The 26,057-nt window shown below is 70.2% G+C and carries 23 protein-coding genes and 1 pseudogene; 11 read left to right on the top strand and 13 right to left on the bottom strand.

Translation table 11 applies throughout. The features are described 5' to 3' along the window. Positions 1–16 precede the first annotated feature (16 nt). Genes trxA through OG241_RS29705 form a run of 3 tightly spaced genes read right to left on the bottom strand, consistent with a single transcriptional unit; the run spans position 17 to position 1,766 of the window. Positions 17–340: a thioredoxin gene (gene trxA, locus OG241_RS29715; RefSeq protein ID WP_405819501.1), complete on the bottom strand. Its 324-nt coding sequence runs from the start codon at positions 338–340 to the stop codon at positions 17–19. A 20-nt stretch (positions 341–360) separates the two neighbouring features. Continuing rightward, positions 361–1,356, bottom strand: coding sequence for a thioredoxin-disulfide reductase (gene trxB / locus OG241_RS29710; RefSeq protein ID WP_405819500.1), 996 nt, complete (start codon positions 1,354–1,356; stop codon positions 361–363). Beyond that, entirely contained in the window at positions 1,353–1,766 is a 414-nt protein-coding gene (locus OG241_RS29705; RefSeq protein ID WP_351413110.1) for an arsenate reductase ArsC, read from the bottom strand. Before OG241_RS29705 ends, trxB begins: the two co-directional genes overlap by 4 nt. Before the next feature lie 117 nt (positions 1,767–1,883). On the opposite strand from OG241_RS29705, the gene OG241_RS29700 reads away from it, so the two are divergent. The 5 genes and pseudogenes from OG241_RS29700 to OG241_RS29680 all read left to right on the top strand — a co-directional run bounded on the left by OG241_RS29700 (position 1,884) and on the right by OG241_RS29680 (position 4,503). Further along, complete coding sequence (locus OG241_RS29700) at positions 1,884–2,198, top strand: ArsR/SmtB family transcription factor (RefSeq protein ID WP_405819498.1); 315 nt, start codon at positions 1,884–1,886, stop codon at positions 2,196–2,198. Between the two features lie 36 nt (positions 2,199–2,234). Then, positions 2,235–3,017, top strand: a complete 783-nt coding sequence (locus OG241_RS29695) for an aquaporin (protein WP_405819496.1) — start codon at positions 2,235–2,237, stop codon at positions 3,015–3,017. Beyond that, positions 3,014–3,526 (top strand): annotated as a pseudogene (locus tag OG241_RS29690) (FAD-dependent oxidoreductase); the annotation flags it as partial. The gene OG241_RS29695 and the pseudogene OG241_RS29690, both read left to right, overlap by 4 nt. A gap of 342 nt (positions 3,527–3,868) precedes the next feature. Beyond that, the gene (locus OG241_RS29685; RefSeq protein WP_405819494.1) at positions 3,869–4,084 is read left to right on the top strand and encodes a type II toxin-antitoxin system VapB family antitoxin; all 216 of its coding nucleotides are present in this window, start codon (positions 3,869–3,871) and stop codon (positions 4,082–4,084) included. After that, positions 4,081–4,503 (top strand): PIN domain nuclease, encoded by a 423-nt coding sequence (locus OG241_RS29680; protein ID WP_405819493.1) that lies wholly within the window; start codon positions 4,081–4,083, stop codon positions 4,501–4,503. Before OG241_RS29685 ends, OG241_RS29680 begins: the two co-directional genes overlap by 4 nt. 316 nt (positions 4,504–4,819) lie before the next feature. On the opposite strand, the gene OG241_RS29675 is transcribed toward OG241_RS29680, so the two are convergent. The 3 genes from OG241_RS29675 to OG241_RS29665 all read right to left on the bottom strand — a co-directional run bounded on the left by OG241_RS29675 (position 4,820) and on the right by OG241_RS29665 (position 5,903). Continuing rightward, entirely contained in the window at positions 4,820–5,221 is a 402-nt protein-coding gene (locus OG241_RS29675) for a DNA-binding protein (protein WP_405819492.1), read from the bottom strand. After that, the gene (locus OG241_RS29670; protein ID WP_037678403.1) at positions 5,218–5,466 is read right to left on the bottom strand and encodes a hypothetical protein; all 249 of its coding nucleotides are present in this window, start codon (positions 5,464–5,466) and stop codon (positions 5,218–5,220) included. The genes OG241_RS29675 and OG241_RS29670 overlap by 4 nt, the downstream gene beginning before the upstream one ends. Before the next feature lie 125 nt (positions 5,467–5,591). Then, the gene (locus OG241_RS29665; protein WP_405819490.1) at positions 5,592–5,903 is read right to left on the bottom strand and encodes a hypothetical protein; all 312 of its coding nucleotides are present in this window, start codon (positions 5,901–5,903) and stop codon (positions 5,592–5,594) included. Between the two features lie 264 nt (positions 5,904–6,167). Between OG241_RS29665 and OG241_RS29660 the strand changes: the two genes are divergently transcribed. Together OG241_RS29660 and OG241_RS29655 are read left to right on the top strand one after the other, a co-directional pair. Continuing rightward, on the top strand, positions 6,168–9,032 hold the full coding sequence (locus OG241_RS29660) for a DEAD/DEAH box helicase (RefSeq protein ID WP_405819488.1): 2,865 nt from the start codon (positions 6,168–6,170) through the stop codon (positions 9,030–9,032). After that, positions 9,029–10,264, top strand: a complete 1,236-nt coding sequence (locus OG241_RS29655; protein WP_405819486.1) for an SWIM zinc finger family protein — start codon at positions 9,029–9,031, stop codon at positions 10,262–10,264. Before OG241_RS29660 ends, OG241_RS29655 begins: the two co-directional genes overlap by 4 nt. Positions 10,265–10,458: 194 nt before the next feature. Here the strand turns inward: OG241_RS29655 and OG241_RS29650 are convergent, their stop codons facing one another. Further along, positions 10,459–11,367 (bottom strand): LysR family transcriptional regulator, encoded by a 909-nt coding sequence (locus tag OG241_RS29650; protein WP_405819484.1) that lies wholly within the window; start codon positions 11,365–11,367, stop codon positions 10,459–10,461. A 131-nt stretch (positions 11,368–11,498) separates the two neighbouring features. Between OG241_RS29650 and OG241_RS29645 the strand changes: the two genes are divergently transcribed. Beyond that, on the top strand, positions 11,499–12,302 hold the full coding sequence (locus OG241_RS29645) for an SDR family NAD(P)-dependent oxidoreductase (protein ID WP_405826483.1): 804 nt from the start codon (positions 11,499–11,501) through the stop codon (positions 12,300–12,302). A gap of 54 nt (positions 12,303–12,356) precedes the next feature. On the opposite strand, the gene OG241_RS29640 is transcribed toward OG241_RS29645, so the two are convergent. Then, positions 12,357–13,142, bottom strand: coding sequence for a DUF4232 domain-containing protein (locus tag OG241_RS29640; protein WP_405819482.1), 786 nt, complete (start codon positions 13,140–13,142; stop codon positions 12,357–12,359). A gap of 324 nt (positions 13,143–13,466) precedes the next feature. Here OG241_RS29640 and OG241_RS29635 point away from each other — a divergent pair, with 324 nt between their 5' ends. Next, positions 13,467–15,629 carry a protein kinase domain-containing protein gene (locus OG241_RS29635; RefSeq protein WP_405819481.1) on the top strand — a complete coding sequence of 721 codons (2,163 nt, stop codon included), beginning with the start codon at positions 13,467–13,469 and terminating at the stop codon, positions 15,627–15,629. A 73-nt stretch (positions 15,630–15,702) separates the two neighbouring features. Here the strand turns inward: OG241_RS29635 and OG241_RS29630 are convergent, their stop codons facing one another. From OG241_RS29630 to OG241_RS29620, 3 genes are all read right to left on the bottom strand, one after another. After that, a complete protein-coding gene (locus OG241_RS29630; RefSeq protein ID WP_405819480.1) occupies positions 15,703–18,780 on the bottom strand; it encodes an FG-GAP-like repeat-containing protein in 3,078 nt (1,025 codons plus the stop codon). Between the two features lie 229 nt (positions 18,781–19,009). Continuing rightward, positions 19,010–19,438, bottom strand: a complete 429-nt coding sequence (locus tag OG241_RS29625; RefSeq protein ID WP_405819478.1) for an arsenate reductase ArsC — start codon at positions 19,436–19,438, stop codon at positions 19,010–19,012. Between the two features lie 69 nt (positions 19,439–19,507). After that, positions 19,508–19,894 (bottom strand): ArsR/SmtB family transcription factor, encoded by a 387-nt coding sequence (locus OG241_RS29620; protein ID WP_405819476.1) that lies wholly within the window; start codon positions 19,892–19,894, stop codon positions 19,508–19,510. Between the two features lie 95 nt (positions 19,895–19,989). Between OG241_RS29620 and OG241_RS29615 the strand changes: the two genes are divergently transcribed. Further along, positions 19,990–20,403 (top strand): ArsI/CadI family heavy metal resistance metalloenzyme, encoded by a 414-nt coding sequence (locus OG241_RS29615; protein WP_405819474.1) that lies wholly within the window; start codon positions 19,990–19,992, stop codon positions 20,401–20,403. A gap of 247 nt (positions 20,404–20,650) precedes the next feature. Here the strand turns inward: OG241_RS29615 and OG241_RS29610 are convergent, their stop codons facing one another. Continuing rightward, complete coding sequence (locus OG241_RS29610; protein ID WP_405826481.1) at positions 20,651–21,826, bottom strand: hypothetical protein; 1,176 nt, start codon at positions 21,824–21,826, stop codon at positions 20,651–20,653. 245 nt (positions 21,827–22,071) lie between these two features. Here OG241_RS29610 and OG241_RS29605 point away from each other — a divergent pair, with 245 nt between their 5' ends. After that, the gene (locus OG241_RS29605) at positions 22,072–22,944 is read left to right on the top strand and encodes a calcium-binding protein (protein ID WP_405819472.1); all 873 of its coding nucleotides are present in this window, start codon (positions 22,072–22,074) and stop codon (positions 22,942–22,944) included. Positions 22,945–23,022: 78 nt separating this feature from the next. Here the strand turns inward: OG241_RS29605 and OG241_RS29600 are convergent, their stop codons facing one another. After that, a complete protein-coding gene (locus OG241_RS29600; RefSeq protein WP_405819471.1) occupies positions 23,023–25,983 on the bottom strand; it encodes a SpoIIE family protein phosphatase in 2,961 nt (986 codons plus the stop codon). Positions 25,984–26,057 lie beyond the last annotated feature (74 nt).

Here is a 26,057-nt window from a genome sequence, read left to right as displayed (position 1 = left end):
CTGCAGGCGTCGTCCGTCAGGCGAGGTGGTCGGCGAGTTCGCGTTCCAGGGCGGCCTTCGGCTTGGCCCCGACGATGGTCTGGATGACCTCGCCGTCCTTGTAGAGGTTCATCGTCGGGATGGACATCACGCCGTAGCGGGCGGCGATGGCCGGGTTCTCGTCGATGTTGAGCTTGACGATCTCGATCTTGTCGCCGTGCTCGGCGGCGATCGCCTCCAGGGAGGGGGCGAGCTGTCGGCACGGGCCGCACCAGGCGGCCCAGAAGTCCACCAGGACGGGCTTGTCGCTGGTGAGGACGTCCTGCTCGAAGGAGTCCTCGGTGACGTTCTTGAGAGCCATGACAATGCTCCAGTCGCTGGTCAGACGGCGGCCGTGACGGGCTCGCTCGCGGCGTCGGAGTCGCTGAGGGCGGCGAGGTACCGCTCGGTGTCCAGGGCCGCCGCGCAGCCGGAGCCGGCTGCGGTGATGGCCTGGCGGTAGGTGTGGTCGACGACGTCGCCAGCGCCGAAGACGCCCACGATGTTCGTGCGCGTGGAGGGGGAGGCGACCTTGAGGTAGCCCTCACCGTCCAACTCCAGCTGGCCGTTGACCAGGTCGGTGCGCGGGTCGTGGCCGATGGCGACGAACAGGCCGGTGGCCGCAAGCTTGGAGGTCTCGCCGGTGACGGTGTCGCGCAGGGTGAGCCCGGCGAGCTTGCCGCCGTCCTCGTGGATCTCGGCGACCTCGCTGTTCCAGGCGAAGGAGATCTTCGGGTCGGCGAAGGCGCGGTCCTGCATGGCCTTGGAGGCCCGCAGGGCATCGCGCCGGTGGACGATGGTCACCGACTTCGCGAAGCGGGAGAGGAAGGTGGCTTCCTCCAGCGCGGTGTCGCCGCCGCCGACCACGACGATGTCGTGCTCGCGGAAGAAGAAGCCGTCGCAGGTCGCGCAGTACGACACGCCCCGGCCGGAGAGCTCGTCCTCGCCGGGCAGGCCCAGCTTGCGGTGCTGTGAGCCGGTCGCGACGATGACGGCCTTTGCCCGGTGGACCGTGCCCGCGCTGTCGGTGACCGTCTTGACGGCACCCGTGAGGTCGGCCTCGACGATGTCGTCGGGGACGAGTTCGGCGCCGAAGCGTTCGGCCTGGGCCCGCATGTTGTCCATGAGGTCCGGGCCCATGATGCCGTCGCGGAAGCCGGGGAAGTTCTCCACCTCGGTCGTCTGCACCAGCGCGCCGCCGGCCGTGACCGCGCCCTCGAAGACCAGCGGCTTCAGCGAGGCGCGGGCGGTGTAGAGGGCGGCGGTGTATCCGGCGGGGCCGGAGCCGATGACGATGACGTTGCGTATGTCAGCGGTCGTGCCGGTCGCTGTGCTCATGCCTGGGGCTCCGGCGCGATCTCCTTGATCAGACCCTCGATCAGCACCTTGATCTCGTCGCGGATCGGGCGTACGGCCTCGACGCCCTGGCCCGCCGGGTCCTCCAGCTGCCAGTCCAGGTACCGCTTGCCGGGGAAGACGGGGCAGGTGTCGCCGCAGCCCATGGTGATGCAGACGTCCGACTCCTTCACCGCGTCGACCGTGAGCATCTTGGGGACCTCGGCGGAGATGTCGATGCCGACCTCGGCCATGGCCGCGACGGCGGCCGGGTTGACGCCCGCGCCCGGGTTGGAGCCGGCGGAGCGGACCTCGACACGGTCCCCGGCCAGGTGGGTCAGCCACGCGGCGGCCATCTGGGAACGGCCGGCGTTGTGGACACAGACGAAGAGCACAGACGGCTTGTCGGACATCAGGAGGTCTCTCTTGATCTCGCGCCTGCCAGGCGACACCTGTCAGGCGACAGAGGAGGGCACGAACACATCAGCACCCGGTGGTGTCAGTCACCACTGATGTGAGAGTATCAGCGCATGCTGACGTCAGTCGACACTGATCTGATGCGGGTCCTCGCCGACCCGCTCCGCCTCCAGATCGTCACCCTGCTCGCCAAGGAGACGCTCTGCAGCACCCACCTGGTCGAGGAGACAGGGGCCAGACAGACCAACCTCTCCAACCATCTGAAGGTGCTGCGCGAGGCCGGGGTCGTAGAGACAGAGCCCTGCGGCCGGTTCACCTACTACCGGCTCAAGCCCGACGTCATCGCCGCCCTCGCCGGTCAGTTCGCCGACCTCGCTCAGACCGCGCGCGCCACCGCCGAGAACAACGTCAAGCGGTCCTGCCCCTGATCCCCGCCGCTCCGGCGGCTGCACCGAGGAGTCCTGTTGACCGCCACCGAGGCCACCGAGCACGGCAGAACCGGGGAGTCCGCCATAGCCGCCGGCACCGAGCCGCAGCCCGCGCCGGGTGCCACCCCGCCGCGTAACCCGCTGGTCGCCCGCGCCGCCGCCGAACTCATCGGCACGGCGCTGCTGGTGGCGGTCGTGGTCGGCTCCGGCATCCAGGCCACCGAACTGACCAAGGACGTCGGCCTGCAGCTGCTGGCCAACTCCACGGCCACCGTCTTCGGCCTCGGCATCCTGATCCTCCTGCTCGGCCCGGTCTCCGGCGCGCACTTCAACCCGGTCGTCACCCTGGCCGAGTGGTGGACGGCGCGACGCGGGGGCGCCGGGGTCACCCTCCGCGAGGCCGCGGTGTACGTACCCGCGCAGATCGTCGGCGCGATCGCGGGCGCGATCCTGGCGGACGCGATGTTCGGCAAGCCGCTGGTGGAGTGGTCCACGCACGACCGGTCGGCGGGACACCTGCTGCTGGGCGAGGTCGTCGCCACGGCCGGCCTGATCCTGCTGATCTTCGGCCTGGCCCGCACCGACCAGCTGCGCTTCGCCCCCGTGGCCGTCGCCTCGTACATCGGTGCTGCCTACTGGTTCACCTCGTCGACGTCCTTCGCCAACCCGGCGGTGTCCATCGGCCGCGCCTTCACCGACACCTTCGCGGGCATCGCGCCGGGTTCACTCCCGGGCTTCATCGGCATGCAACTCGTCGGCGGCGTGGTCGGGTTGGCGCTGGTGGCCCTCATCTTCATGGGCGGGCGATCGGCCGAGTGACCAACAGGACGCAGGTGGTGGTGATCGGCGGCGGGCAGGCGGGGCTCGCGGCCGGATACCATCTGCGCCGCCTCGGCCTCGATTTCGTCGTCCTCGACGCCCAGACCGAACCCGGCGGCGCCTGGCAGCACACCTGGGACTCGCTACGCCTGTTCTCCCCGGCCGCGTACTCCTCGCTCCCCGGCCGCCTCATGCCGGCGCAGAGCGGCGAGACGTACCCCGACGCGCAACACGTGGTGGAGTACCTCGCCGAATACGAGAAACGCTACGAACTTCCCGTCGAGCGCCCCGTACGCGTCGCCAGTGTCCACCGGGACGGACAACTTCTGCGGGTGGAGAGCGACTCCGGTACCTGGCATGCCCGCGCGGTGATCAGCGCGACCGGCTCCTGGTGGCGGCCTTTCATCCCCGCCGTCCCCGGCCAAACGGCCTTCGGGGGCCGCCAGTTGCACACCGTGGAGTACCGCAGCCCCGCCGACTTCGCAGGCCAACGCGTGATCGTGGTGGGGCACGCCCTCGTGACCACCGGACACGGACCAGCACAGTTCAGTGGTCCCCCCGGGTTCCGACTGAGGAAGCTCATCCAGGTCAAGCGCGCGGGTGCGCCCGTCGGTGCCGGCTCGATCGGGGGCCTGCCCGTGCCGTACTCGTAGGCGTGCGCCGCGAACTCGACCCGCCCTGCCTCGATGCCTCGCGTCACCTGCGCGATACGGAACGCACCTTCGCGCTCTCCCGCAACCACGGCGTGCTGCCCGCGTACGATCCGGCGGCCAGGCCGAGGCGCCCGACGCCATCCCGCAAGGCATCTTGTGAGATATGCTTGTCCCCACATTTGATATCAGGAGGCGCATATGAGTCGGACGGTCATCGACCTGGATGACGACCTGGTCGCGGACGTGGCCAAAGCCCTCGGGACGAACACCAAGAAGGAGACCGTCAACACCGCGCTTCGCGAGGTGCTGGAGAGCCGGCGTCGCGCCTTGGCTCTCGCCCGGCTGCGGACCGCGGCGGGCGACGGCGCATTTGATCTGGAACTGTTCGAGAACAAGGAGAACTACCGCCGGTGAACGCGGCCCAGTTCCTGATCGACACCAGCGCGCTCGCGCGGTTCATGCACGGGGAAGCGGAACAGTATGGCTGGGACCAGGCCGCCGCGGCCGGACTGATCGCGACTTGCCCGATCACCGAGCTCGAGTTCTTCTACAGCGCACGGTCAACTGCCGACCGGACGCGCGGCATCGAGGACATGCGGCTGATCTTTGGCTGGGTGCCCGTCGACGACCGCGCCTACGACCGTGCCTGGCAGGTCCAGGAAGCCCTCACCAAGCAGGGGAAACACCGAAGTGCCGGAGCGGTCGACCTGGTCGTCGCCGCGACCGCTGAGCTACAGGGGCTCACGCTGCTCCACCGCGATCACGACTTCGAGTGCATCGCCGCAGTGACCGGGCAAGCCCTCCAGTGGTACGGCCCGGAACCCGGCAAATAGGTCAGCCGTGGTTGCGGTCCTGGTTGCGTTCACCGCCGTACGACAGCATTCAGAAGCCCCACCCGAGTCGGCTGCACTGCAGGTCAGAACGCCCCCGCACACCCCAGAACCCCCAGACGAACATTTGACGGGATACGTCACGACGGTTACCGGCCGCCACGACCCACACGTTGAGTTGGCCGTCCTCAACGGCGTGGACGAAGAGGCAGTCGCCGCCCTGAGCCCCCACCAGGCGTCCCGTCAATGGTTGGCCTGCGGCGAACCTTGTCTCGAAAATCCACACGGAGCTGCCCATGGCCCCGGGACGATGTCGCGGTCATAGCCCGATCATCCGGACCTTGCTGCCGCACAGCCGGGTCAGGTCATCGACATCCGACGTGAGGATGGCGACCGGGCCAGGCTGACGCAAAGCCGCTTCCGCGACGGTGGCGTCGATCGCGTACTCGTGTCCGTGCAGGCCGGCGCCCTTGAGCAGTTGTGCCGCCGCCCTGGCCGCCGTCTCCGTGACCGGCTCCACCTTGACCCGGGAGAGCGCCCATTGCAGTCGGGGCAGGTTCACCCTGGCGTGACTCACCTCCACGATGGTGTTGGCGCTGACGACAAGGTCCGCTCCCATGTCGTGGAACACCTGGAACATCGCCAGAACCTTCCGGTCCTGCGCCACCCAGGCCGACAGCCCCTCGCTGTCCAGGACGACGGTCTCGATGTGCCCGCTCACGCGGCGCTCGCGCCGCCGGCGGCCTGCGTCGTACCGAAGATCCGCGCCCGCGCTTCGGCCAGCTCTTCCTCGCTGAAGGCCCCGTGCTCGTCTGTGTGGCTGCGCAGGTCGGCCCCCAGGAGCTGGTGCCGGATCTGCCTGGCGACCGCTTCGGCCACGTAGCCGGAGATGTTGTCCGTGATCTTCTTGAGCTCCGCCACCTGCTCGGTGGGGAGTGTCACCGTGATGCGTGTGGTGTCAGCCATACCGCAAGCATACTGTGGTATGCGCGCTGCGTGCTGCCTTTTCCCGCAGCCGGTCCGGTCAGCGGCAATCGCGGCGACTGTCCGGTCGAGCAGGGGATCAGCCGGCGGCTGTACGACGCGCCAGTTCAGCGAGCCCAGTAGCGGTACGCCTCGATCCATTGCCAGCCCTCGGGGGCGGGTTCCGGCATCGGCAGGTCCAGAATTCCGATGTCCTGTCGGACCGACCCCCGGGCGCAGCGTGCGACCACGCGCCCGTCCTCGGCCAGATCGACACCGCCCACGCTCACCTCGACGCCGAGAACAGTCGTGGTGAACGGCACGGCAAGACTCTCCTCGATCATCGTGAAGAAGCCGGTGAGTTGCTCATCCTCGCCGTAGGCGTCGACGGTGGCGGCGTCGATCAACGCCTCCAGCGTGGCTGGGTCCCAGGAGCTCATGCCCTCAACGTAGCGCTGCACCGTACGGTTGAGGACCGGTGCGTTCAGCAACGGCGTATTCGACGTGACGCCGTCGCCAGCAGTCAAGCCAAGGCCCGCGCTTGCCAGCGTGTGACATTGCCTGGTGAGGTTCGGTAGTGAACGGCCCAGGGGAGGGTCCGGCAAGCTACAGGGCGGAAGAGAGTGGCACGAGTCGTCGTACGAGAGCCGAGTACGGGGGCGAGGGGCGCACAGCCGCTGGCCCGGCAGGAAACGTCCGCCTTCGTGAGGGAGCTGCTCGGCGCCGGCTGGGCGGCGGTGTTCCTGCCCGGTGAGCCCGCCCGCCTCGGGCGGCTGCTGCTGTGGAAGCCGACCGGGGCAGCGGCCGGAGACCGTATGGCGCCCACCGGCCTTGAGACCGAGGTGGTGGAGCTGGTCCTGCCGCATGGTCGCTCGGTCAGGCGGCGAAGGGTCGAGGGTTACGCGGTGCCTGTCGCCGTCGCTGTCTCCGCCCTGGCCGATGCGGAGCCGACGCATCCCTCCGGCGCCGCCTGGCAGGCCGCCACTAGCTTCGCACTGCGGCTGCTCGCCGACGGCCGCCTCCACCCCGCCCTCACTCCCGCCGGTTACGACACCTGGCAGGTGGGTCCCTTCACCGCCGCCCAGCGCCAGATACTGGACGCCCTGGCCGCCGCCTTCCCGCCACACGCCCACTGCCTACCCGAGCCAGGTCCTGCTCCCGTACGGATCGCAGAACCGGCTGCGCTGGTACGCCAGTTCTGCGACGCGATCGCCGATGATCTGGTCCGTACGCCGGCCGCGCCGCTCGCCATGGGAGCGCTGCCGTACGCCTGGCGCGAGGTCCGTGCCGTGCCCGCCTTGCGTGAATGGGCAGAGGAGACCCAGGCGGCGCTCACCGCCGAGGTCAGTGTCTCCCTGCGTGTCGACGTACCCGAAGGACGCCGACGGCAGTTCCGGGCTGTCCTGCAGCTGCACACCGCGGCGGACCCGGCGCTCGTCATCGAGGCCGCACGGCTCTGGAGCGAGCCGGCCGAAGTGGAGCGGGTGCTCGGCCCACGCGCCGAGACCGAGACCCTTCTCGCCCTGCGCCGCGGCGCCCGCGCCTGGCCCCCGCTGCGGAGACTGCTCGACGACGCCGCTCCCGATCAGCTCCGGTTGACCGACGACGAAGCCTTCGATCTCCTTGGGGACGCCACGGACGCGCTGCGCGCGGCCGGTGTCGACGTGCACTGGCCGCGCGACCTGGTCAAGGCGCTCACCGCGACCGCGGAGATCGGGCAGCGCACCGCCCCCGGTTCCGCCGCGGGCGGCCTGCTGGACACCGAGGCCCTCCTCGACTTCCGCTGGCAGGTCTCCCTGGGCGGCGAGCCGCTCACCGAGGCCGAGATGGACGCTCTCGCGGAGTCACGCCGTCCCCTCGTCCGGCTTCGCGACCAGTGGGTGGTCGCCGACCCGAAGCTGGTGGCCCGCGCCAAGCGCCGCCGGATGGAACCGCTCACCCCCATGGAGGCGTTGAGCGCCGCGCTGACCGGCGAGGCCGAGCGAAGCGAGATGGGGGTCCCCCCGGCCGGAGGCTGGGGGAAGGACGGCGACCGGGTCGCCTGTACTGCGGTCGGTGCGCTCGGCGACCTGGTCGCTCGTATCCGCGACCCCGAGTCCCGCACCCTCGTGCCCCAGCCCGCCGCCCTCAAGGCCACGTTGCGCGAGTACCAGAAGCGGGGCCTGGCCTGGCTGGCCGAGATGTGCTCCCTCGGCCTCGGCGGGTGTCTAGCCGACGACATGGGCCTGGGCAAGACCATCACCTTGCTCGCTCTGCACCTGCACCGCCAGAACGACCCCACCACCGCGGGCCCCACCCTGGTCGTCTGCCCGGCCTCCCTGCTCGGCAACTGGCAGCGCGAGGCCGCCAGATTCGCACCGCTCACCCCCGTACGCCGCTACCACGGCGGCGACCGCCACCTCAAGGACCTGGCCGGAGACGAGATCGTCCTGGTCACCTACGGGGTGCTGCGCCGCGACCGCGAAGTGCTCGCCGAGACAGCCTGGTCGCTGGTGGCTGCCGACGAGGCACAGCACGTCAAGAACCCCTACGCCGTCACCGCCCGCGAACTGCGTGCACTGCCCGCCCGCGCCCGCGTCGCTCTCACCGGCACCCCCGTGGAGAACAACCTCTCCGAGCTGTGGGCACTGCTCGACTGGACCACCCCCGGGCTCCTCGGCTCACTCAACGCATTCCGCGACCGGCATGCCCGCGCCATCGAGGCGGGCGAGGATCCCGAGGCGGCCGAGCGCCTGTCCCGTCTCGTACGTCCCTTCCTGTTGCGCCGCAAGAAGTCCGATCCCGGCATCGCGCCCGAGCTGCCGCCCAAGACCGAGACCGACCACGTCGTCCCGCTGACGGCCGAGCAGACCAGCCTGTACGAGGCCGTGGTCCGCGAGACCATGGCGAGGATCGCGGAGTCGGAGGGCATCGCTCGACGCGGTCTGGTACTCAAGCTGCTCACCGCGCTGAAGCAGATCTGCAACCACCCCGCCCAGTATTTGAAAGAGCCCCCGTACGTGAAAGAGCACAGCCTGCGCCGGCCCACTCCCCTGCGGGGCCGCTCCGGCAAGCTCGACCTGCTCGACGAACTTCTCGACACCATCACCGCCGAAGGCGAATCCGTACTGGTCTTCACGCAGTACAAACAGATGGCGGCTCTGCTGGAGAAGCATCTCGCCGAGCGCGGCATCCCCACCCTCTTCCTTCACGGCGGCACCCCCGTCGCGCGGCGCGAGGAGATGGTGGACCGCTTCCAGCGCGGTGAAGTGCCGGTGTTCCTGCTGTCGTTGAAGGCGGCGGGCACCGGACTCAACCTCACCCGCGCCACTCACGTCGTGCACTACGACCGCTGGTGGAACCCGGCCGTCGAGGACCAGGCCACCGACCGCGCCTACCGCATCGGCCAGGACAGACCCGTCCAGGTGCACAAGCTCCTCGCGGAGGGAACCGTGGAGGACAAGGTGGCGAAGCTGCTCGAAGCCAAGCGCGCCCTCGCCGACGCCGTCGTCGGCTCCGGCGAGGCAGCCCTGACCGAACTGTCCGACGCCGACCTCGCCGAACTCGTCGCCCTGGGAAGGCAGTCATGAGCCCCGCTGTTCCTGGCCCGCGCCGTGCGCCCGCCCGCGGCAAGCGAGTCTTCGCCGCGACCTGGTGGGGCCAGGCATGGGTGGCCGCCCTGGAGGACTCCACCCTGGACGCCGGACGGCTCTCGCGCGGACGCACCTACGCCCGCAAAGGCATGGTCGGCCCGGTCACCGTCGCTCCGGGCAAGGTCAATGCCGCTGTCCAGGGCAGCCGCCCGAGCCCGTACCGCTCCTCGGTCCACCTGCCCGTCCTCACCGACCCTCAGTGGGACACCCTGCTCGACACGATCGCGGCCCGCGCCGGACATCTCGCAGCACTTCTCGACGACGAGATGCCCGCCGAACTCGTGGACGACGCCCGGCACGCGGGCGTCCCACTGCTCCCACTGCCCACCGAGCTCGATCCGGAGTGCTCCTGCCCCGACTGGGGACACCCCTGCAAGCACGCCGCCGCGCTCTGCTACGCCATCGCCGCCACCATCGACACCGACCCGTTCGTGCTCTTCGCGCTGCGTGGCCGCGGTCGCGAGGAGGTCTTCGCCCAGCTCCGCGCACTCCGTACGGCAGCACAGGAGACCGCCGCCCCACCGGCACCGGCCGGTATCCCGGCCGCCGCCGCGTACGCCCGCTGGGCCGAAGAGCCCCCCGAACTGCCCGAACTCCCGGAACCCGCCGCCCACACCACAGCGTTGCCCGTCGCGCCGCCGTCCGGCAGCGGCCTGGCCGTCGCGGACCTGGAACGCCTCATGGCCGACGCCGCCGCGCGCGCCGCCCGGCTCCTCGCGGGCGACACCGCCGACCTGCATCTGACCCAGCACCAGGACGCCGTCCGCATCGCCGCGAGCAACCCCGGACCCGAGTGGTTCCACCACCTGATCCAGAACACCGGCACCAACCCCACTGCCTTCGCACGCCTCACCCGCGCCTGGCGCCACGGCGGCCCCACGGGCGTCACCGTCGCCGAACAGCCCTACGCCCCCGACCCGACGGTGATGAAGGCCACCCGCGCCGCCCTGGACGCGGCCCTCGCCGAGATGACCGACTCCCCCACACACCTCAGAACCTGGCGCAACCGCCTCACCCTCACCCACCACGGAATCCAGCTGCGTCTGGGCCCCGACGCCCGCTGGTACCCCTACCTCCAGGACGACGACGGCGAATGGTGGCCCGCGGCACCAGCCGACAGCGACCCGGTCACCGCGCTCACCGCGGCCTGGTCGCAGAAGGGGGATTAAGGCACCCATGACGCTCCCCTTCCATGGTTGCAGTTCTGGTTGCATTCACCGGCGTACAGCACCGTTCAGAACCCCCGCCCGGACCAGCTGCACCGCAGTCGGCGGGACACCGAGCAGCATGAGAGCGTCTCGCCCTGACGCAGTCGTCTCGGATTCGTCATTGAGGAGCCGCTCACTCCCGTCAGGAGTGAACGTCATGGCGCCGCACGAAGTTGTGCGGCCTCGTGGCGCAGTGCCGCCACGGTGGTCGTTACTTCGGGAGAGCGGTCGCGGACCGTGACGGCTACGACGGCTCGGCCGAGCCAGGTGGGGTCGTCGACCTGGACGACGTGGACTCCGGTGGGGACCGCGGCCGCGGCCACTTCGGGGAGTACCGCGATGCCGAGACCTGCGGCGACAAGGCCGAGGCGAGTGGGCCATTCGCGGGCGGCGTAGGCGATCCGCGGCTGGTCGAGGGTGGGCCAGGCGCCGAACTGGGGGTCGTCACGAAGGCCCTTGCCGACGATCCAGGGTTCGTCCCTCAGCTCGGTCACCGGGATGGTTCCGCGGCCGGCGAACCGGTGGTCGGCAGGGACGGCGAGCAGCAGGCCCCCGTCAAGGAGCAGGTCCCGGCGCAGGCCCTCGAAGTCGTAGGTCGGCAGGTCCGGTCCCACGCCGATCACCGCTACGTCGATGCGGTGAGCGCGGAGTTGGCGGAGCTGGGTGGGTGAGGACGCCTCACCGAACTCGACGATCAGACCCGGGTGGTCGTTTCGCAGGCGTGCCAGTGTCCTGGGGACGAGCACGGCGGCGGCCGAGGGGAACGCCGCGACGGCCACTCGTCCGGTGACGTGGTCCTGCAGTCCGGCGAGGTCCGTGCTGACGGCGTCGATCTCGTTGAGGGCCGTCGCGGCTCGGCGGGCGAGCATCATGCCGGCGGGAGAGGGGGCCACCCCGCGTGCGCCCCGCACGAACAGCGGTGCGCCCGCGGCGGCTTCCATCGCCGCAACCTGACGGGACACCGCCGACTGTGTGTACCCGAGCGCGTCGGCCGCGGCAGTGAACGATCCGGTGTCGACCACCGCCTGGACGACACGGAGACCGGTGAGGGTGAAGTCGGCCATGCCGCCATCCTGACACATACACATTCCAAAACCGCATGTCTTCCATGAAAGACCTTCGTTGGCGGAATGTCTGTATCGGCAGCACGATGGAGGAGCAACAGCAGGCAATCCGCGCACAGGGAGCACTGGTCATGGCGAAGACGTGGTTCATCACGGGGAGTTCGAGGGGGTTCGGCCGCGAGTGGGCAGAAGCGGCACTCGAACGCGGCGATCACGTCGCGGCGACGGCTCGGGACGTCACCCGGCTGACTCCTCTGGTAGAGCGGTACGGGGACGCGGTACTGCCGGTCCGGCTCGACGTCACCGACCGCGCCGCGGTGCATGAGGCGGTGCAGCTCGCCCATTCGCATTTCGGTTCGCTGGATATCGCGGTCAACAACGCCGGCTACGGGCATTTCGGCATGGTCGAGGAGGTGAACGAGGACGACCTCCGGGCTCAGCTGGAGACCAATTTCTTCGGCGCGATGTGGGTCACGCAGGCCGTGCTGCCCTTCATGCGGTCGCAACGCTCGGGAAGGATCCTGCAGGTGACCAGTGAGGGAGGCGTACGCGCATTCCCCGGCATTGGCGCGTACCACGCCTCCAAATGGGCTCTTGAGGGGCTTTCGGAGTCCCTGGCGCAGGAAGTGGCAGCCTTCGGCATCCACATCACCAACGTCGAGCCCGGCCCCTATGCCACCGACTGGCTGGCTCACGGGGCACGGCGCAGTGCACGCCACCCGGACTACACCGAAGTCCACGCGGCCACTGCGCAGGAATTCGAGGTGGGCGATCCGCGCGCGACCCGCGACGCGATTCTTCAGATCGTCGATGCGGAGCGGCCCCCGCTGAGGATCTTCCTCGGCAAGTCCTTCACCGACGTCGCCGCTCTCTACGAGGAGCGTCTGAGCACCTGGCGCCAGTGGCGGCCGGTCTCCCTGGCTGCGTTCGGCTGAGCGGGAGCGCCGGCTGTCGGTGGTGGGTGTTGCCTGTGCACGTGGCCGCCGGGCCTACTTGCCGGAGCCGACGTGGTAGCCGACCGGGTCGACGTAGACGTCCGGAGCGTTGCCGCTGGAGGCGGAGATGGTAAAGGCCAGCTTGTCGAGATTCACGATCTCCCCGACCCTGTCGTTGGGCGGGGTGACCAGGAGCCGGGTGTAGGTCTTGCCGGAGCCGCTGGTGTCCGGGATGTAGCGGAGCAGGAAGCGGGTCTCCTCGCCGGGTCCGATGGTGACGGTGGACGGGGAGGCTTCGGTGCGGGCGGCGTCGGGCCCGGTGTCGCCCAGGCCGTCGGGGCCGATGAGCTGGACGCCGGGGAAGCCGTGCAGGCTGCAGGTGCTGGAACCGGTGTTCTTCAGGTTGACGACTATCTCGTTCTTGACCCCCGTGGCGGCGGCGCTGGGGGCGAGAAGGTCGGTCTTGCACCTGGGGGCCGCCGACGTCGAGGCTTGGGTCTGGGCGGCGACCTTGCTGCCCTTGCCGGAGCCGCTGGAGAAGCCGGACGAGGAGGAGGCCGAGGTCGATCCCTTGTCGGCACTGGAGGAGCCGGACGAAGTCGAACCCAAGGTCGAGCCCTGGCCGCCAGTGGAGGTACCGCCGGTCGAGGCGCCGCCGGTCGAGGCGCCCCCGGTGGATGTGCCACCAGTGGAGGTGCCGCCGGTCGTAGAGCTGCTGGCGGTGGTGGACGTGCCGGCACTGGCGGAAGCGCTCGAGCCGTCGCTGCTGCCGCACGCGGTCAGCGAGAGGGCGGCAGCTGCGACGACGAGGGCGAGGGCGGGCATCTTCTTGACGCGCATCGGTACTCCTGGGAAGCGGTGTCGTCTCGGTCGCTCGCTCCGGCGGAGCGGCCTCGGTTGCTTCGTAGGAGGCCGGTGCCAGGCCCTGCGTTGCCGTGGGAGTTGCACCAAGACACCGCTGTGACAAGCGAGTTGATGCGCCGTTACGGGAAGGGGGAGAAACACGGACAGAGCAGGCTCACCCGCCCGTCTCGCCTGTTCTTGCGTCCCGCATCGCGCGGCTCAGGGGCACCGATACGTGACAGGCGCGGCTCCGCTTCCGGGGCGGCAGGCCCTACTCTGAATCCCCGTGAGGCAGGCAGGCGCTGGGAAGGATGATCGGCGATGACGCCCCTGAGCACCGGGGACCCGGAGTCCATAGGCGGGTACACCCTTCGCGGGCGGCTCGGAGCGGGCGGCATGGGAGTCGTCTACCTGGGAGTCTCACCCTCGGGACGGCAGGTCGCGGTCAAGCTCGTGCACGTGCACTATGCCCAGGAGGAGGAGTTCCGGACGCGCTTCCGGCAGGAGATCGCGGCAGCGCGCAGAGTGAGCGGCGCCTTCACCGCGCCTGTCGTGGACGCCGACCCGGACGCCGAACGGCCGTGGATGGCGACGCTCTACGTGCCGGGGTCCACCCTTTCCGAAGTCGTGGCGAAGGACGGCCCGTTGAGTCAGCGGGACCTGCGCGCGCTGGGACTGGGGCTCACCGAGGCGCTGCGCGACATCCACCGGGTGGGCCTGGTGCACCGGGACCTCAAACCGGGCAACGTCCTGATGACCGAGGACGGGCCGCGCGTCATCGACTTCGGCATATCGCGCGCTTCCGGCAACCAGAACCTCACCACGACCGGGCGGATGATCGGCACTCCGCCCTTCATGTCGCCGGAACAACTGGCCTCTCCCCGAAACGTCACCCCGGCCTCGGACGTGTTCTCGCTGGGGTCGCTGCTGGTGTTCGCGGCCGTCGGCACAGGACCGTTCGACGCCGACAGCCCGTACATAACCGGCTATCAGGTGGTGCACGGGACCCCGGACCTCGGCGAGGTACCCGAAGCACTCCTGGGCATTGTCGAGCGCTGCCTGGACAAGGATCCGGCCGCACGGCCGGAACTGACGGACATTCATCGCATGCTCCGGACGCTGCCGGAATCCGACACCACCGGGTCCCCGAAGACCGGGCAGTCCGCGAACCCCCGGCGCCACCCCACTTCTCGGAACTCGACCGCCACCTCCACGGACGCCACAACCACAACCGGCTCCGGCACCGGCACCGGCACCGGCACCGGCAAGCGACGCCGAGCCCGGCTGCTGCTCACCGGCCTCGGTGCGGCGCTGGTCGTCGCGACGCTGGGTGTCGGGCTGGGCGTCTCCGTGTCCGGACCGGACGCGAAGGCGACCACCGTCTCCGCCCGTGCCGCGTCACTGCCCGACGGCTGGCGGCCGTGGCGGACGGCGTTGCGGTCCGACGTGAAGGGTGTTCCCCTCGACTACGGCAGCCCTGGATGCACGACGGAGGGAAGTGCCCTGTTCTGTGGGGGTACGGGCTTCACGGCCGCCAGGATCGACGCGGCCTCCGGCCACATCCGCTGGCGCACCGGCACCCGCCCCCAGGGTGCGCAGCCGATCGGCGTTCGCAGCGGTCTGGTCTACGTGTACGAGGAACCGGACGACGAGATCCGGCGCGTGGTGGCCCTGGACGCCGCTACCGGACACCGGCGGTGGCAACGCGACGTCAACAGGTCCCAGGACGCGGTCCTGTACGACGGCGGGCTGCTGACCATGTCCCCCGACTACTCGTCGTTCATGGCCTATGGGCCGTCCGGCAGGGAACTGTGGCGGGCGCCCTCGCTGAAAGGGGTCTGCATTCCGTCGGCCCTGGGAGGCGCCCCCTACGCGCTGTGCTCAGCCGGCACCGAGCCCGGCCAGGCCCCGGTCGAGCTGATGAAGCTCGGCCCCGGCAGCCTGACCAGAACCGCCACACTGCCCAAGAAGGCGGAAGTGCTCGGCGCTGTCGGCGGGCAGCCCCTGTTCCTCGCCCCTCAGACCGCGAAGGACGTGTACGAAGCCGGGTACGAACGGCCGTACAACGCGCTGCTGAGAGTGGCCCCGGACACCGGGCAGGTCAGACGGATTCCGCTGGCGCATCCGCTGACCGGCGCGGCCACCCTCGTGAACGGCGTCGTCTACTTCGTCCGGTCCGACGGGACGGTCACCGCGGTGTCGGCCCACAGCGGCAGACAACTCTGGCAGCGGACGACGGACATGGAGAGTCTGTCCGCGCCCGCGGTGTCAGCGACGTACAAGCGGGTCTACTTCTCCAACCGCTTCGGCCGTCTGCTGGCGCTGGACAGCCGCACCGGAGCAGAGGTCTGGCGCACCTCCGCCCTGGAATCCCCCGGAGAAAAAGCGCAGAGCTACCCACCGCGCGTGCTGCTCGTCAGGGACGCGATCGTTGCGCTGGCCGGCGACACGGCCTTCTCCCGGAGCCCGAACAGGCCCACCTGAGCGGCCGCGACACGACTACCGCGCAGTCGTGTCGCGGCCGGGCCCGGAGGAGGAAAAGGCCTGGTGCTCAGGTTCAGTACAGGCGGGTGTAGTTCTGCCAGCCTGTGGCGATGCGGGTCTTTGTGCCGAAGGTGGCCGATGTCGTGCCGTTCCAGCGCCACAGGGTGCCCGCATTGTCCAGGCCGACGAGGTCGGGGCGACCGTCGCCGGTCAGGTCGCCGGGGGCGGCCAGGGCCTTGACGCTGATCCCTCCGGCGATGCGGACCCGGGCGCCGAAGGCTCCCTTGCCGTCGCCGAGCCAGCGCCACAGCACGCCCGTACCGTCCAGGCCGACCAGGTCGCCGATGCCGTCGCGGTTCAGGTCGCCCGCGCCGATCAGCCGGGTGTAGCCGGCCAGGCCCTCGGCCAGTTCGACCCGCTCGGTCAGGCCGCCGGTGCCGTCGGAGGCGTACCGCCACAGGACGCCGGACTTGTCGCGGGCGACCAGGTCGGAGAGGCCGTCGCCGGTGAGGTCGCCGGGCGAGGTCAGCGCGTCGTACTGGTCGAAACCGGTGCCGATCGAGCGGTGCGGGCTGTTCAGTGTGAACGGCTTGCCGCAGGTGCCGTCGTACCGGTCCAGTTGACCGGCGAGGTTCCGGACGAGGATGCCGTTGCACGCGTTGCCGCTCGGATCACCGAACGGTACGACGAGCGACCAGCGGTCCCAGCCGTCACCCTGTGCCTTGATCGCGCTGTCGACGGTGCCGAGCCCGGTGCCGGGCTGGACCGCCAGCCAGTCCCCCTTGTCGAAGGTGATCAGGTCACCGATGCCGTCCCGGCCGAAGTCGTGGCGGTCCACCGGCCGTACCGTCAGCGGCTTGTCGTAGATCACCGCGTTCCTGGGCGTGCCGTTCGCGGACCGGGCGGTCAGGGTCACCCGGTAGGTGCCGGTGCGGACCAGTGAGCCGTTCCCGGTGCGCTTGTCCCAGGTCGCGGTGATCTTCCCGCGGGTCAGGCCGCCGGTGTCGGTCCACACGACGGCACCGCCGGGGCCGGTGACGGTCAGCTTCCAGCTGGCGGCGGGCGCGTTCAGGTGCCAGGTGCCCTCGAAGGTGCTGCCCTGGCGCAGGTCGGTGGAGGTGGGGACGGTGGCGTCGGTCGCCGCGAGCGGCGAGGTGGTCACCTGCGGCCACTTCACCGTCACGTCACCGGCAGCCGTCAGGTAGGCGACCGGACCGCCGAAGCGGTCCACGTTCCAGTAGCGGCCGCGCCGGTCGACGGGCGCGTCCACCGGCGACGGCAACGGGGCCAGCGTCTTCGTACCGACGCGGTTGGCGGCGACCGCGCCCTTCAGGTAGGTGATCAGCAGCTTGCCGGCCTTGTTGTCCTGGGAGACCAGGTAGCCGTCGGCCAGTCGCGCGTAGCCTCGCGGTACGTCCTGCACGGTCCGCTTGACCTGGTCGTACACGACCGCCTGCTTGTTCGGACCGCAGGACCAGTAGACGTACCGGCCCACCACCTGCAGATCGGACGGGACGCAGGAGCCGAGCGCCAGGCTTCCCAGTTTCCGCATGGCCGGCAGCGCGAACCTGTCGAACACGGGCTTGCCGCGTGAGTCCTTCCCGGCCGTCCACAGGGTGTTCCCCCACAGAGCCGCGGCCGGCCAGGAGCCTCTGGCCTGCACTTCTTTCCCGTCCCACACCAGTCGGTCGGGTCCTCCCTGGAGCAACTTGTACGAGCCGGACGCCCCCACCACCGACATATCCGTGTACCACGGGTGGGGGATCGTGCCCTCTCCCGTGCCGGTGAACCGCAGGCACTCCTTGTAGCAGTCGACGTGGTCCGAGGGCATGGTCTCCCAGTACCCGAGGTCGCCCAGGTTCTGCGGCGGTGCGGCGGTCAGCGTGCCGTCGGCCGCCCGGTGAAGCGCGACAGCGGTGAGATCGGTGCCGGGAAACGGGTAGAGGGGGTCGCCCCGCTCGTGGCCGTTGAAGTCGGTGCCGTTCCGCTCGGTGCCGAGCAGCACCCGCCCCTGGTCGACCGCGATACCGCCCGCCTCGTACACCGAGACCGGGGGCAGCGGTGCCCCCAGCGGCTTGAACACCGGGACCCCGTCCGGGCCGAGAGTGACCCGTTGGACCGACCAGTGCTCCGCGTCCGTACCGCCCTCGATGAAGAAACTGCCGTCGCCACCGTCGACGAAGTGGCCGTGCGAGGCTTTCAGCACGATCCGCGCCGGACCGCCGGTCACCGGCCTCGCGTCGATCCCGTTGTTCTTGGCGCCGGGGTACAGCACCCAGCCGCCGATCGCGCGGGCGTCCGAAAGGACGCTTTCCGGAACGTCGACCAGGTGTCCAGGGGCCTCTGGATGCGCCCGGTCGATGACGTACAAGCGGCTGGGGCCGGACGCTTTGTCCACGGCGTAGAAGCTCACCGTGTCGCCGGCCAGGTGGGGAAACTCCAGGAACCGGAGGTCGTCGCCCGGCACGTCCGTCATCGAGGCCGTGTCGAAGTCGAGCAGCGCGACGTGCCAGGAGAAGTAGTTGTCGGCCTCGATCTTGGAGTATTCGAGCGCGGCTCCCCGCGTGTCCGACGCCGGTTCGGAGACGGTCCCGCTGAAGTCGTCCCCGACGCCGCTCACCAGCCGGTCGACCGGCTGCCCGCCGCCCACCGGCATCTCCAGCAGGTGGAGCGTCCACTTCCCGGCGACCTGGCGTGCGACCAGCAGACGGTTCTCGGCGAAGACTCCGGTGGCCCGGTCACCGGACGGCAGGTTGAACCGCGTCACCTTGCCGGTGGAGTAGCGCCGGATCTCGTACGCGTTCCTCGTCTGCGGGGTCTGCGGGACCTTTTCCAGCCCGAGGCCGCCGTTGTAGAAGGTCTCGGATCGGGGGCTGGTCACGTCCTTGGCCGAACCGTCGCGGCCGTTCCACCGCGTCGGGGTGTTGCCCAGGGCCGTCCCCGGAAAAGACAGGTATCCGGAGTCGTCGGCCGCGGTCAGGAACGCCACCCGCGGCGCCACCCGGTTCGCGCCGGTCAGCGTGACGGTCGGCATGTCCCCGCTGCCCGCCGCGACGGCCGGCCCCGACGTCCACTGCAGCAGTCCGGCCGTCATCACGAGGGCCGCCGCGGCGGAGACCGCCCCGGCCTTCGTCCGTCTCCCTCGTCGCACCGTACGCAGAGTCGTGCTTCTCAAGCGTCCCACCCCCGTCAGTCCTCCCGTTGAGCCGTCTCGAGCCGCCGAGCCGTCAAGTCGTTGAGTGCGTCGGCGATGCGCCGCGGCCGCCGTCAGGAACAGCCGCCGCATGCCGCGCCCTGTCAGACTCGCTTCGGCGCGAATCGTTGTACGGGATACGAAATGTTGTACGGGACCAGGAGAAGCGCTTTCGATACCTTCGCGCTCATGCCTCGCGGTCGGGCCGGTCGGTGTCGATCTCGGCGATCAGAGCCTCGATACGGCCCCTGATCTCGTCGCGGATGGGCCGGACTGCCTCGACGCCCTTGCCGGCCGGGTCCTCCAAGGCCCAGTCCAGGTACTTCCGGCCGGGGAACACGGGGCAGGCGTCGCCGCAGCCCATGGTGATGACGTAGTCGGACGCCCGGACGTCTTCGGCGGTGAGGATCCTCGGCCGGGCGTCGGCGATGTCGACGCCGACCTCCCGCATGGCCTCGACGGCGGAGGGGTTGACCCGGTCGCCCGGGAGGGAGCCGGCGGAGCGGACCTCGATCCGGTCGCCCGCGAGGTGACCGAGGAAGCCGGCGGCCATCTGGGAACGGCCGGCGTTGTGGACGCAGACGAAGAGCACGGAGGCTAGCGGCGGGGAGGTCATCGGTTCTTCCTTCGTCACGGGATGACGTGAGCTGGGAGGGATGTCAGCTGTTGCTGCTGGTGGTCGTGCCTAATCCGCGGCCGACATGGTCGTCAGAAGCAGCCTGCCCATCGCGGCCAGTACCGACGGCTCGACCCGGTAGTACACCCATGTGCCGCGCCGCTCGGAGCTGAGCAGGCCGGCCTCCTTGAGCTTCTTCAGGTGGTGGGAGACGGTCGGCTGGGAGACCCCGACGTCGGAGATGTCGCAGACACACGCCTCGCCGCCCTCGTGGGAGGCCACCGCCGAGAACAACCGCAGACGCACCGGATCGCCGAGCGCCTTGAACATCCGCGCGGCCGTCTCAGCCTCCTCCGCGGTGAACGGGCGCTCGGTCAGCGGCGGGCAGCAGGGCGCCGCGGTCTCGCCGGGGGCCGGGTCGAGCAGCGGCAGCGGCAGCACCTTCGTATTCGACATGCATCTATATTGACACTCATCGAAGCAAGTGTCACGCTGGCCGCGCAGGAGATCGATGGATATCGATACAACCAGGTCCGCCCAGGAGGTTCGCCATGGCATCCCGCGTACAGCTCGCTCTCCGCGTCCCCGATCTCGCCGCGTCCGTTGCCTTCTACAGCAGGCTCTTCGGCACCGGACCCGCCAAACTCCGCGACGGCTACGCCAACTTCGCCGTCACCGAGCCCCCGCTCAAGCTCGTCCTCATCGAGGGCACCGCGGACGAGGCGACGCGCCTGGACCACCTCGGGGTGGAGGTCGAGAGCACCGAGGCCGTCCACGCCGCGACCGCCCGCCTGAGCGAGGCCGGCCTGATCACCGACGTGGAGAACGACACCACCTGCTGCTACGCCCTCCAGGACAAGGTCTGGGTCCACGGCCCCGGTCAGGAACCCTGGGAGGTCTACGTCGTCAAGGCCGACGCCGGCTCCGACTCGAAGGCAGCGTGCGTCGCAGGTAGCTGCTGCTGATGGCAGCGACGTACAACACCGTTTGCGGAGGCGGGAGTTGATGGCTCCGCAGTCGGGGTTCCGGCGACCGGACCCTCAGGCCAGGGTTGCCGTGAACGCCGGCAGGTCGAGTGTCGTACAGCCGATTGTCACCGCGTAGCGGCGCAGGACAACGCGCCCCCCTTCGACCGCAGGCCCGTGGTCGTGACCGCCGACCTGGTCGCTTTCCTCGTCCCGCCGCCCGCACCAACACCCCGACGCCAAGCGGCTACCGCCTCCTCGCCGAGGCCCACGAGTCGCGGGGCGGCGACTCCGCCGAGGTCTGCGGGGCAGGGGCCTGCGGAGCCCCGGACCGTCGCCGCCGTCGGTCCCGTACCGGCCAGAACAGGACGTACGCCGTGGACACCGTGACGAAGCCCAGGCGGACCAGGCCCCGGGCCGCGTCGTCCGGTACCGCGAAGACGCTGCCGTACAGGGTGATCAGCGCGATCCAGCTCCACCACGGCACCAGCCGCCGCTGCCCGATCACGTCCCACAGCAGGGTGCCGAGGAGGACCGAGGCCGTGTAGTACGTGTAGACGCTGGGGTCGAGGACGATGCGGGCGTTGGCGCCGAGCAGGACGACGGCGGGCCAGCGTCCCCGCCACACCGCGACGCAGCCCAGCGCCACGCCCGCCGCGGCCTGCGCGGGCCGTACCCAGGGCGGGGTCACCGGATCGCCGACGCCGAGACGGCGCAGCGCGGACGCGGGCTGGTTGGGGATGACGAACTCGGCGGCGGCGAACGAGTGCGGGGCGCCGAGGAAGAACGGCAGCCAGACGACCGCGACCAGGCCGGCGCACCAGAGAGCCGCGCGCGGCCACCGGTCTCTCGGCAGGGCCAGGAGAAGCGGGAGGAAGGCGAGCGCGGTCGGTTTCGAGTCGACCGCGAGGGCGAGCATCACGCCGGTCGCAGCCGCGTCGCCGCGGGTGAGGGAACGTACAGCCAGGGCGGTGAAGAAGAGGGCCAGGACGTCGTCGAGGTGGCCGAAGCGGACCGCGACCTCGATCCACATCGGGATGAAGGCGAGGCCCGCGACCAGTACGCGCTGTCGCAGTCGCTGGTGGTTGGTGCCGGTGCCCAGGAAGTACTGGGCGGCGCTGCGGCCGGCCACCACGAGGATCACCAGGCCGAGCAGGGACATCACGGCGGCGGCCAGAAACTGCCCGACGGGCTCGGAGAAAGGATTCAGCAGGCCGGCCGTCAGGAAACTGACGGGTCCCATCTGGAGTTCGGGGTGATGGGCGTACAGGTTCAGGCCGCCGTCGGGGCTCTCCGGGTTCTCGTAGATCAGCTCCCCGCCGGTGCGCAGATAGTGCCAGGAGAACCCGCCGTGCGGCTCGACCAGGGCGAACCACAGGATCGTCCAGGCGGTGAGCAGCACGAGGTGCGACCGCTGGCCCATGACCGGCACGTGTCTGTCTGTCCCCTCGGCTCGCTCGGCCCCCCTCTCCTAGAGGGTCGAACGGCGGTGCGGGTTTGCTCAGGAGCCGTGGATCACAGCGATTCCGCCGCGATTCGGCATGTTTCGGAATTCCGGTTTCCCGTACAACCCCGGCCCCCGGTCCGGTGTCTAACGGGTGATCAGTCGGGACTGTCGCCCGCGACACACCCACCCACGGCACCACTCCCCGAAAGGGCTGCTTCGCCATGCGTACACACCGCAGGATCGCCGCCGCGACCACCACCGCACTCGCCCTCACCTTCGCCCTGGGCGCGACGGCGCTCACCGCTTCCACCGCCCAGGCGGCCACTCCGAAGGCGGGCACGCTGCGCCACACGGACGGCGAGCTCTGGTACAAGGCGAACGCAGGGCAGGCCAACCGGCTGACGGTGTCCGTGAAGGTGGAGGTCCGCGACAACGAGTTCGACACCTACTACATCCTCACCTTCCGCGACCACGCCGACATCGCCATCGACGCGACGGCGGCGGCTCAGGACGAGTGCGTGTACCCGACGGCGACCGACCACACGGTCGCCCGCTGCGCGGTCGGTATCCCGAACGGCTCCGACGACTCCGACGACTTCGACGTCGACCTGGGCGACGGCAACGACACCGGGACGATCGCCGCCGACAGCTCCGCGTACGTCACGGTCTACGGCGGCAAGGGCAACGACGTTCTGCGGGGCAACGGTTCGACCGTGCTCTACGGCCAGGACGGCAACGACCGCATCGGCGGCGGGGGCGGGATCTGGGGTATCGGAGCGTTCGGCGGCGCCGGGAACGACGTTCTCACCGAGTGCTTCAGCGCGTGCCACGGAGGCGCCGGCAACGACTCGCTCACCGGCGGCGCGGACTCGGACGGCAACGAGAACGCGTTGTACGGCGATGACGGAAACGACATCCTGCACGGACTGGCGGGCACCGACTTCCTCTACGGCGGCAAGGGCAACGACCGTCTGTACGGCGACGAGGGCAACGACACGCTCTACGGCAACAGCGGCAACGACGTCCTGCACGGCGGCGCCGGCCGCGACACCCTCTCGGGCGGCCCGGGAACGGACAAGGTCTACCAGAACTAGCCCCACCCGCCAGGGGCGCGGGGAACTGCGCGACAAGCCCCCACCGCCCGCAGCAAACCAACTACCCGAGGAGAGGGCTCAGTTCAGATCCCCGAGCCCTCTCAACTCCGGAATGTCATCGAAGTCCCCCGCATTCAGAAACATCAACTCCAGCCCATCCGCGTGCGCTTCACCCCGCCCACCCTCCGGAGGAAGCAGCGCCTGCTCCGTCCAGATGCACTTGCCGGTCGGCGTGTAACGCGTCCCCCACCGCTGGGACAGAGCGGTGATCAACTGCAGCCCACGGCCCCCCTCGTCCGTCTCCGTCGCCCGGCGGATCCGCGGCATCGTGAGGCTGCCGTCGAAGACCTCACAGATCAGCTCGGCGCCGTGCAGCAGCCGGAGTTGGACGGGTCCCTTGGCATGCCGTACGACGTTGCCGACCAGTTCGCTGGCCAGGAGTTCCGTGGTGGGCGTGAGGTCGTCCAGGCCCCAGACGGAGAGCTGTTCGCGGACATGGCGACGGGCCTGGCCTGCCGCCCTCGGGTCCTCGGGCAGCGGCCAGGTGGCGACCCGGTCGCCGGTCAGGGCGTGCAGACGGGCGACGAGCAGGGCCGCGTCGTCGACGTTCGGCTGCTCGGCGGGGAGCAGTCCCGCGGTGAGCGTGTCGCAGAGCCCTTCGAGGTCCCCTTCCGTACCGGCCTCGTACGCCCCTCTTAACAGGCGGGCGAGTTGGCCCATGCCCTCGTCGATCTCCCGCTTGGACGACTCGACCAGACCGTCCGTGTACAGCACCAGCAGGCTGCCCTCGGGGACCTTCAACTCGACGGTCTCGAAGGGGGGTTCGGCCGCGCCGAGGGGCGGGTCGGCGGTGAGGGCCGGGAAGTACACCGTGCCGTCGGGGTGGACGACCGCCGGCGGCGGATGCCCGGCGCGGGTGATGGAGCAGGTCTGGGTGATGGAGTCGTAGAGGGCGTACAGACAGGTGACGTACGACTCCTCGCCCATGTTGCCGACGATGTCGTTGAGGTGGCTCATGATCTCGTCGGGGGGCAGCTCGAGGTCGGCCAGGGTGTGGACGGCTGTGCGCAGCCGGCCCATGGTGGCCGCCTGGGGCAGGCCGTGGCCCATGACGTCGCCGACGACGAGGGCGACCTGGCCGCCGGAGAGCGGGATGATGTCGTACCAGTCGCCGCCGACGTCCGTGCCCTGCGCGGCGGGAAGGTAGCGGGCGGCCGCCGTGCACGCGGGCAGGTTGGGCAACTCGCGTGGCAGCAGGCCGCGTTGGAGTTCGCGGGAGCGGCTGTGCTCGGCGTCGTAGAGACGGGCCCGGGCCAGGGCCTGGGCGACGAGGGCGCTGATCGTGGTCAGGAGGGTGCGGTCCTCCTCGGTGAGGCCGCGTGGGTTGTCGAAGCTGACCGAGCAGACGCCGAAGGTTTTGCCGGACGCGGTCAGCGGCAGGAACGCCCAGGCCTGCTTGCCGCTGTGCCCGGGGAGGGGCGCCAGATCGGGATAGCTGGCGGTGAACTCCTCCGGGGACGCGAAGAACGCGGGGGTCTCGCTGCTGATCACGTCCCAGCTGGGCCAGCCGGGGGCCATCGGACTGTTGTTGACCCTGTCGAGGAAGTCGTCCGAGTAGCCGATGGCTCCGACGTTGCGGAGCCGGTCGTCCTCGATGGTCTGGACGATGAGGCCGGCCGCGCCGAACGGCGGCATCACGCGTCGGCCGACCGCGTCGACGACGTCCCGCGAGGTCGTCGCCTTGGCGAGCGCGGCGGTCAACTCGGCTATTCGGGCGGCGCGTTCGGAGGCGTCGCGCTCGGCGGACCGGCGTTCCTCCTCGTGCGCCCGCTTCTCGGTGACGTCCTGGAGGTAGAGGGTGCGGCCGTCGGGGCCCGGGACCAGTCGCAGGTGGTGGCGACGGCCGGTGCCGGGCACGCAGATGTCGAAGCCGACCGACTTTTCCTCGGCGGCGGCCTTCCGGCAGCGCCTCTCCAGATCGGGCAGCTCCCGCACGGTCGGCAGGTCCCACAGGACCCGCCCGAACAGCTCCGCCTCGGAGAGGCCGAGGGTGCGTTCGGCCTCCAGGTTGGCGAAGGTGATCCGCCAGGTGTCGTCGACCGCGAGGAACCCGTCGCTCATGTGCCGCAGGGCCCGGCTGAGCGCGTCCCGGGCGGTGCGCGACTCGTTGCTGTCCCAGCCCATCCCGATCAGGCGCAGAGGCTCGCCGTTCTCGTCGTACGTCGCCCGGCCGCGCGCCTGGTGCCAGCCGTACGTGCCGTCCAGGGCCCGTACGCGGTACTCCGCCTCGAACACCGAGTGGCCGCGGATCGCCTGGTCGACGAGGGCGAGGGTCGGTCCGAGGTCGTCGGGGTGGACGCAGCGCATCCAGTTCTCGACGCGGGCGGTGTACTCCTCGGGGCGGGTGCCGTACAGCTCCATCGCGGCTTCGTCCCAGATGAGTTCACCGCTGTTGATGTGCCAGTCCCACGACCCGACCCGGACCTCCTTCAGCGCCTGGCGAAGCCGGTCGCCGCTCATCTCCGAGTGGACGGGACCGGCCGGCGGGGGCGCCTGGACCATGCGTTCCTCGGTCCAGGCGACGACCGCACGCAGGAACCGCCAGTGGGCGGGGGTCGGTTCACCGCGGTCACCGGTGATGACGGTGAGGGCTCCGATGCTGCGGTCCCGGCGGATGACGGGCACGGCGGCGAGGCCGCTACCGGGGATGGGCGCACTCGACGGGCCGTCGGGGGTCGCGGAGCCGGCGTGCTCGTCCGCCCCGGGTATCCACACACCTCGGCCGTGGTGGAAGTCCTCGTACAGGGCACGGGCGGGGGCCAGCGGGCCTTCCTGATCGATGATCTCCCAGGGACCGGTGAGGGCCGTGGGCAGACCGGTGGCCGACACCAGCCGCAGGGCCGACATGGGGCCCCGGAGGTGAATCGTTCCCCCGAGCGCGCCCAGCTCCGCCACCGCGTGCTGAAGGGCCAGCCGGAAGACCTCGCTCTCAGCGACACCGGGGTCCACCGAGCCGAGCAGTTCCAGCCGTGCGTTCATACTTGAAGTTTTACCGTTCAAATGGCACCTCAAGCAGGACTTTGCAGGAATCTCACGTTCACCTCCGGTCACCT

Source organism: Streptomyces sp. NBC_01390 (assembly GCF_045040105.1).
Classification (GTDB): Bacteria; Actinomycetota; Actinomycetes; order Streptomycetales; family Streptomycetaceae; genus Streptomyces.
The sequence above is the reverse complement of the archived record's forward strand: the minus strand, read 5'-3'. Positions and strand labels throughout refer to the sequence as shown.

Excerpts from the sequence above, each read along its gene's own strand:
- trxA (WP_405819501.1), bottom strand. The coding sequence starts at position 340 with ATGGCTCTCAAGAACGTCACCGAGGACTCCTTCGAGCAGGACGTCCTC.
- trxB (WP_405819500.1), bottom strand. The coding sequence starts at position 1,356 with ATGAGCACAGCGACCGGCACGACCGCTGACATACGCAACGTCATCGTC.
- OG241_RS29705 (WP_351413110.1), bottom strand. The coding sequence starts at position 1,766 with ATGTCCGACAAGCCGTCTGTGCTCTTCGTCTGTGTCCACAACGCCGGC.
- OG241_RS29700 (WP_405819498.1), top strand. The coding sequence starts at position 1,884 with ATGCTGACGTCAGTCGACACTGATCTGATGCGGGTCCTCGCCGACCCG.
- OG241_RS29685 (WP_405819494.1), top strand. The coding sequence starts at position 3,869 with ATGAGTCGGACGGTCATCGACCTGGATGACGACCTGGTCGCGGACGTG.
- OG241_RS29670 (WP_037678403.1), bottom strand. The coding sequence starts at position 5,466 with ATGGCTGACACCACACGCATCACGGTGACACTCCCCACCGAGCAGGTG.
- OG241_RS29665 (WP_405819490.1), bottom strand. The coding sequence starts at position 5,903 with ATGAGCTCCTGGGACCCAGCCACGCTGGAGGCGTTGATCGACGCCGCC.
- OG241_RS29655 (WP_405819486.1), top strand. The coding sequence starts at position 9,029 with ATGAGCCCCGCTGTTCCTGGCCCGCGCCGTGCGCCCGCCCGCGGCAAG.
- OG241_RS29650 (WP_405819484.1), bottom strand. The coding sequence starts at position 11,367 with ATGGCCGACTTCACCCTCACCGGTCTCCGTGTCGTCCAGGCGGTGGTC.
- OG241_RS29645 (WP_405826483.1), top strand. The coding sequence starts at position 11,499 with ATGGCGAAGACGTGGTTCATCACGGGGAGTTCGAGGGGGTTCGGCCGC.
- OG241_RS29640 (WP_405819482.1), bottom strand. The coding sequence starts at position 13,142 with ATGCGCGTCAAGAAGATGCCCGCCCTCGCCCTCGTCGTCGCAGCTGCC.
- OG241_RS29635 (WP_405819481.1), top strand. The coding sequence starts at position 13,467 with ATGACGCCCCTGAGCACCGGGGACCCGGAGTCCATAGGCGGGTACACC.
- OG241_RS29625 (WP_405819478.1), bottom strand. The coding sequence starts at position 19,438 with ATGACCTCCCCGCCGCTAGCCTCCGTGCTCTTCGTCTGCGTCCACAAC.
- OG241_RS29620 (WP_405819476.1), bottom strand. The coding sequence starts at position 19,894 with ATGTCGAATACGAAGGTGCTGCCGCTGCCGCTGCTCGACCCGGCCCCC.
- OG241_RS29615 (WP_405819474.1), top strand. The coding sequence starts at position 19,990 with ATGGCATCCCGCGTACAGCTCGCTCTCCGCGTCCCCGATCTCGCCGCG.
- OG241_RS29610 (WP_405826481.1), bottom strand. The coding sequence starts at position 21,826 with ATGGGCCAGCGGTCGCACCTCGTGCTGCTCACCGCCTGGACGATCCTG.
- OG241_RS29605 (WP_405819472.1), top strand. The coding sequence starts at position 22,072 with ATGCGTACACACCGCAGGATCGCCGCCGCGACCACCACCGCACTCGCC.
- OG241_RS29600 (WP_405819471.1), bottom strand. The coding sequence starts at position 25,983 with ATGAACGCACGGCTGGAACTGCTCGGCTCGGTGGACCCCGGTGTCGCT.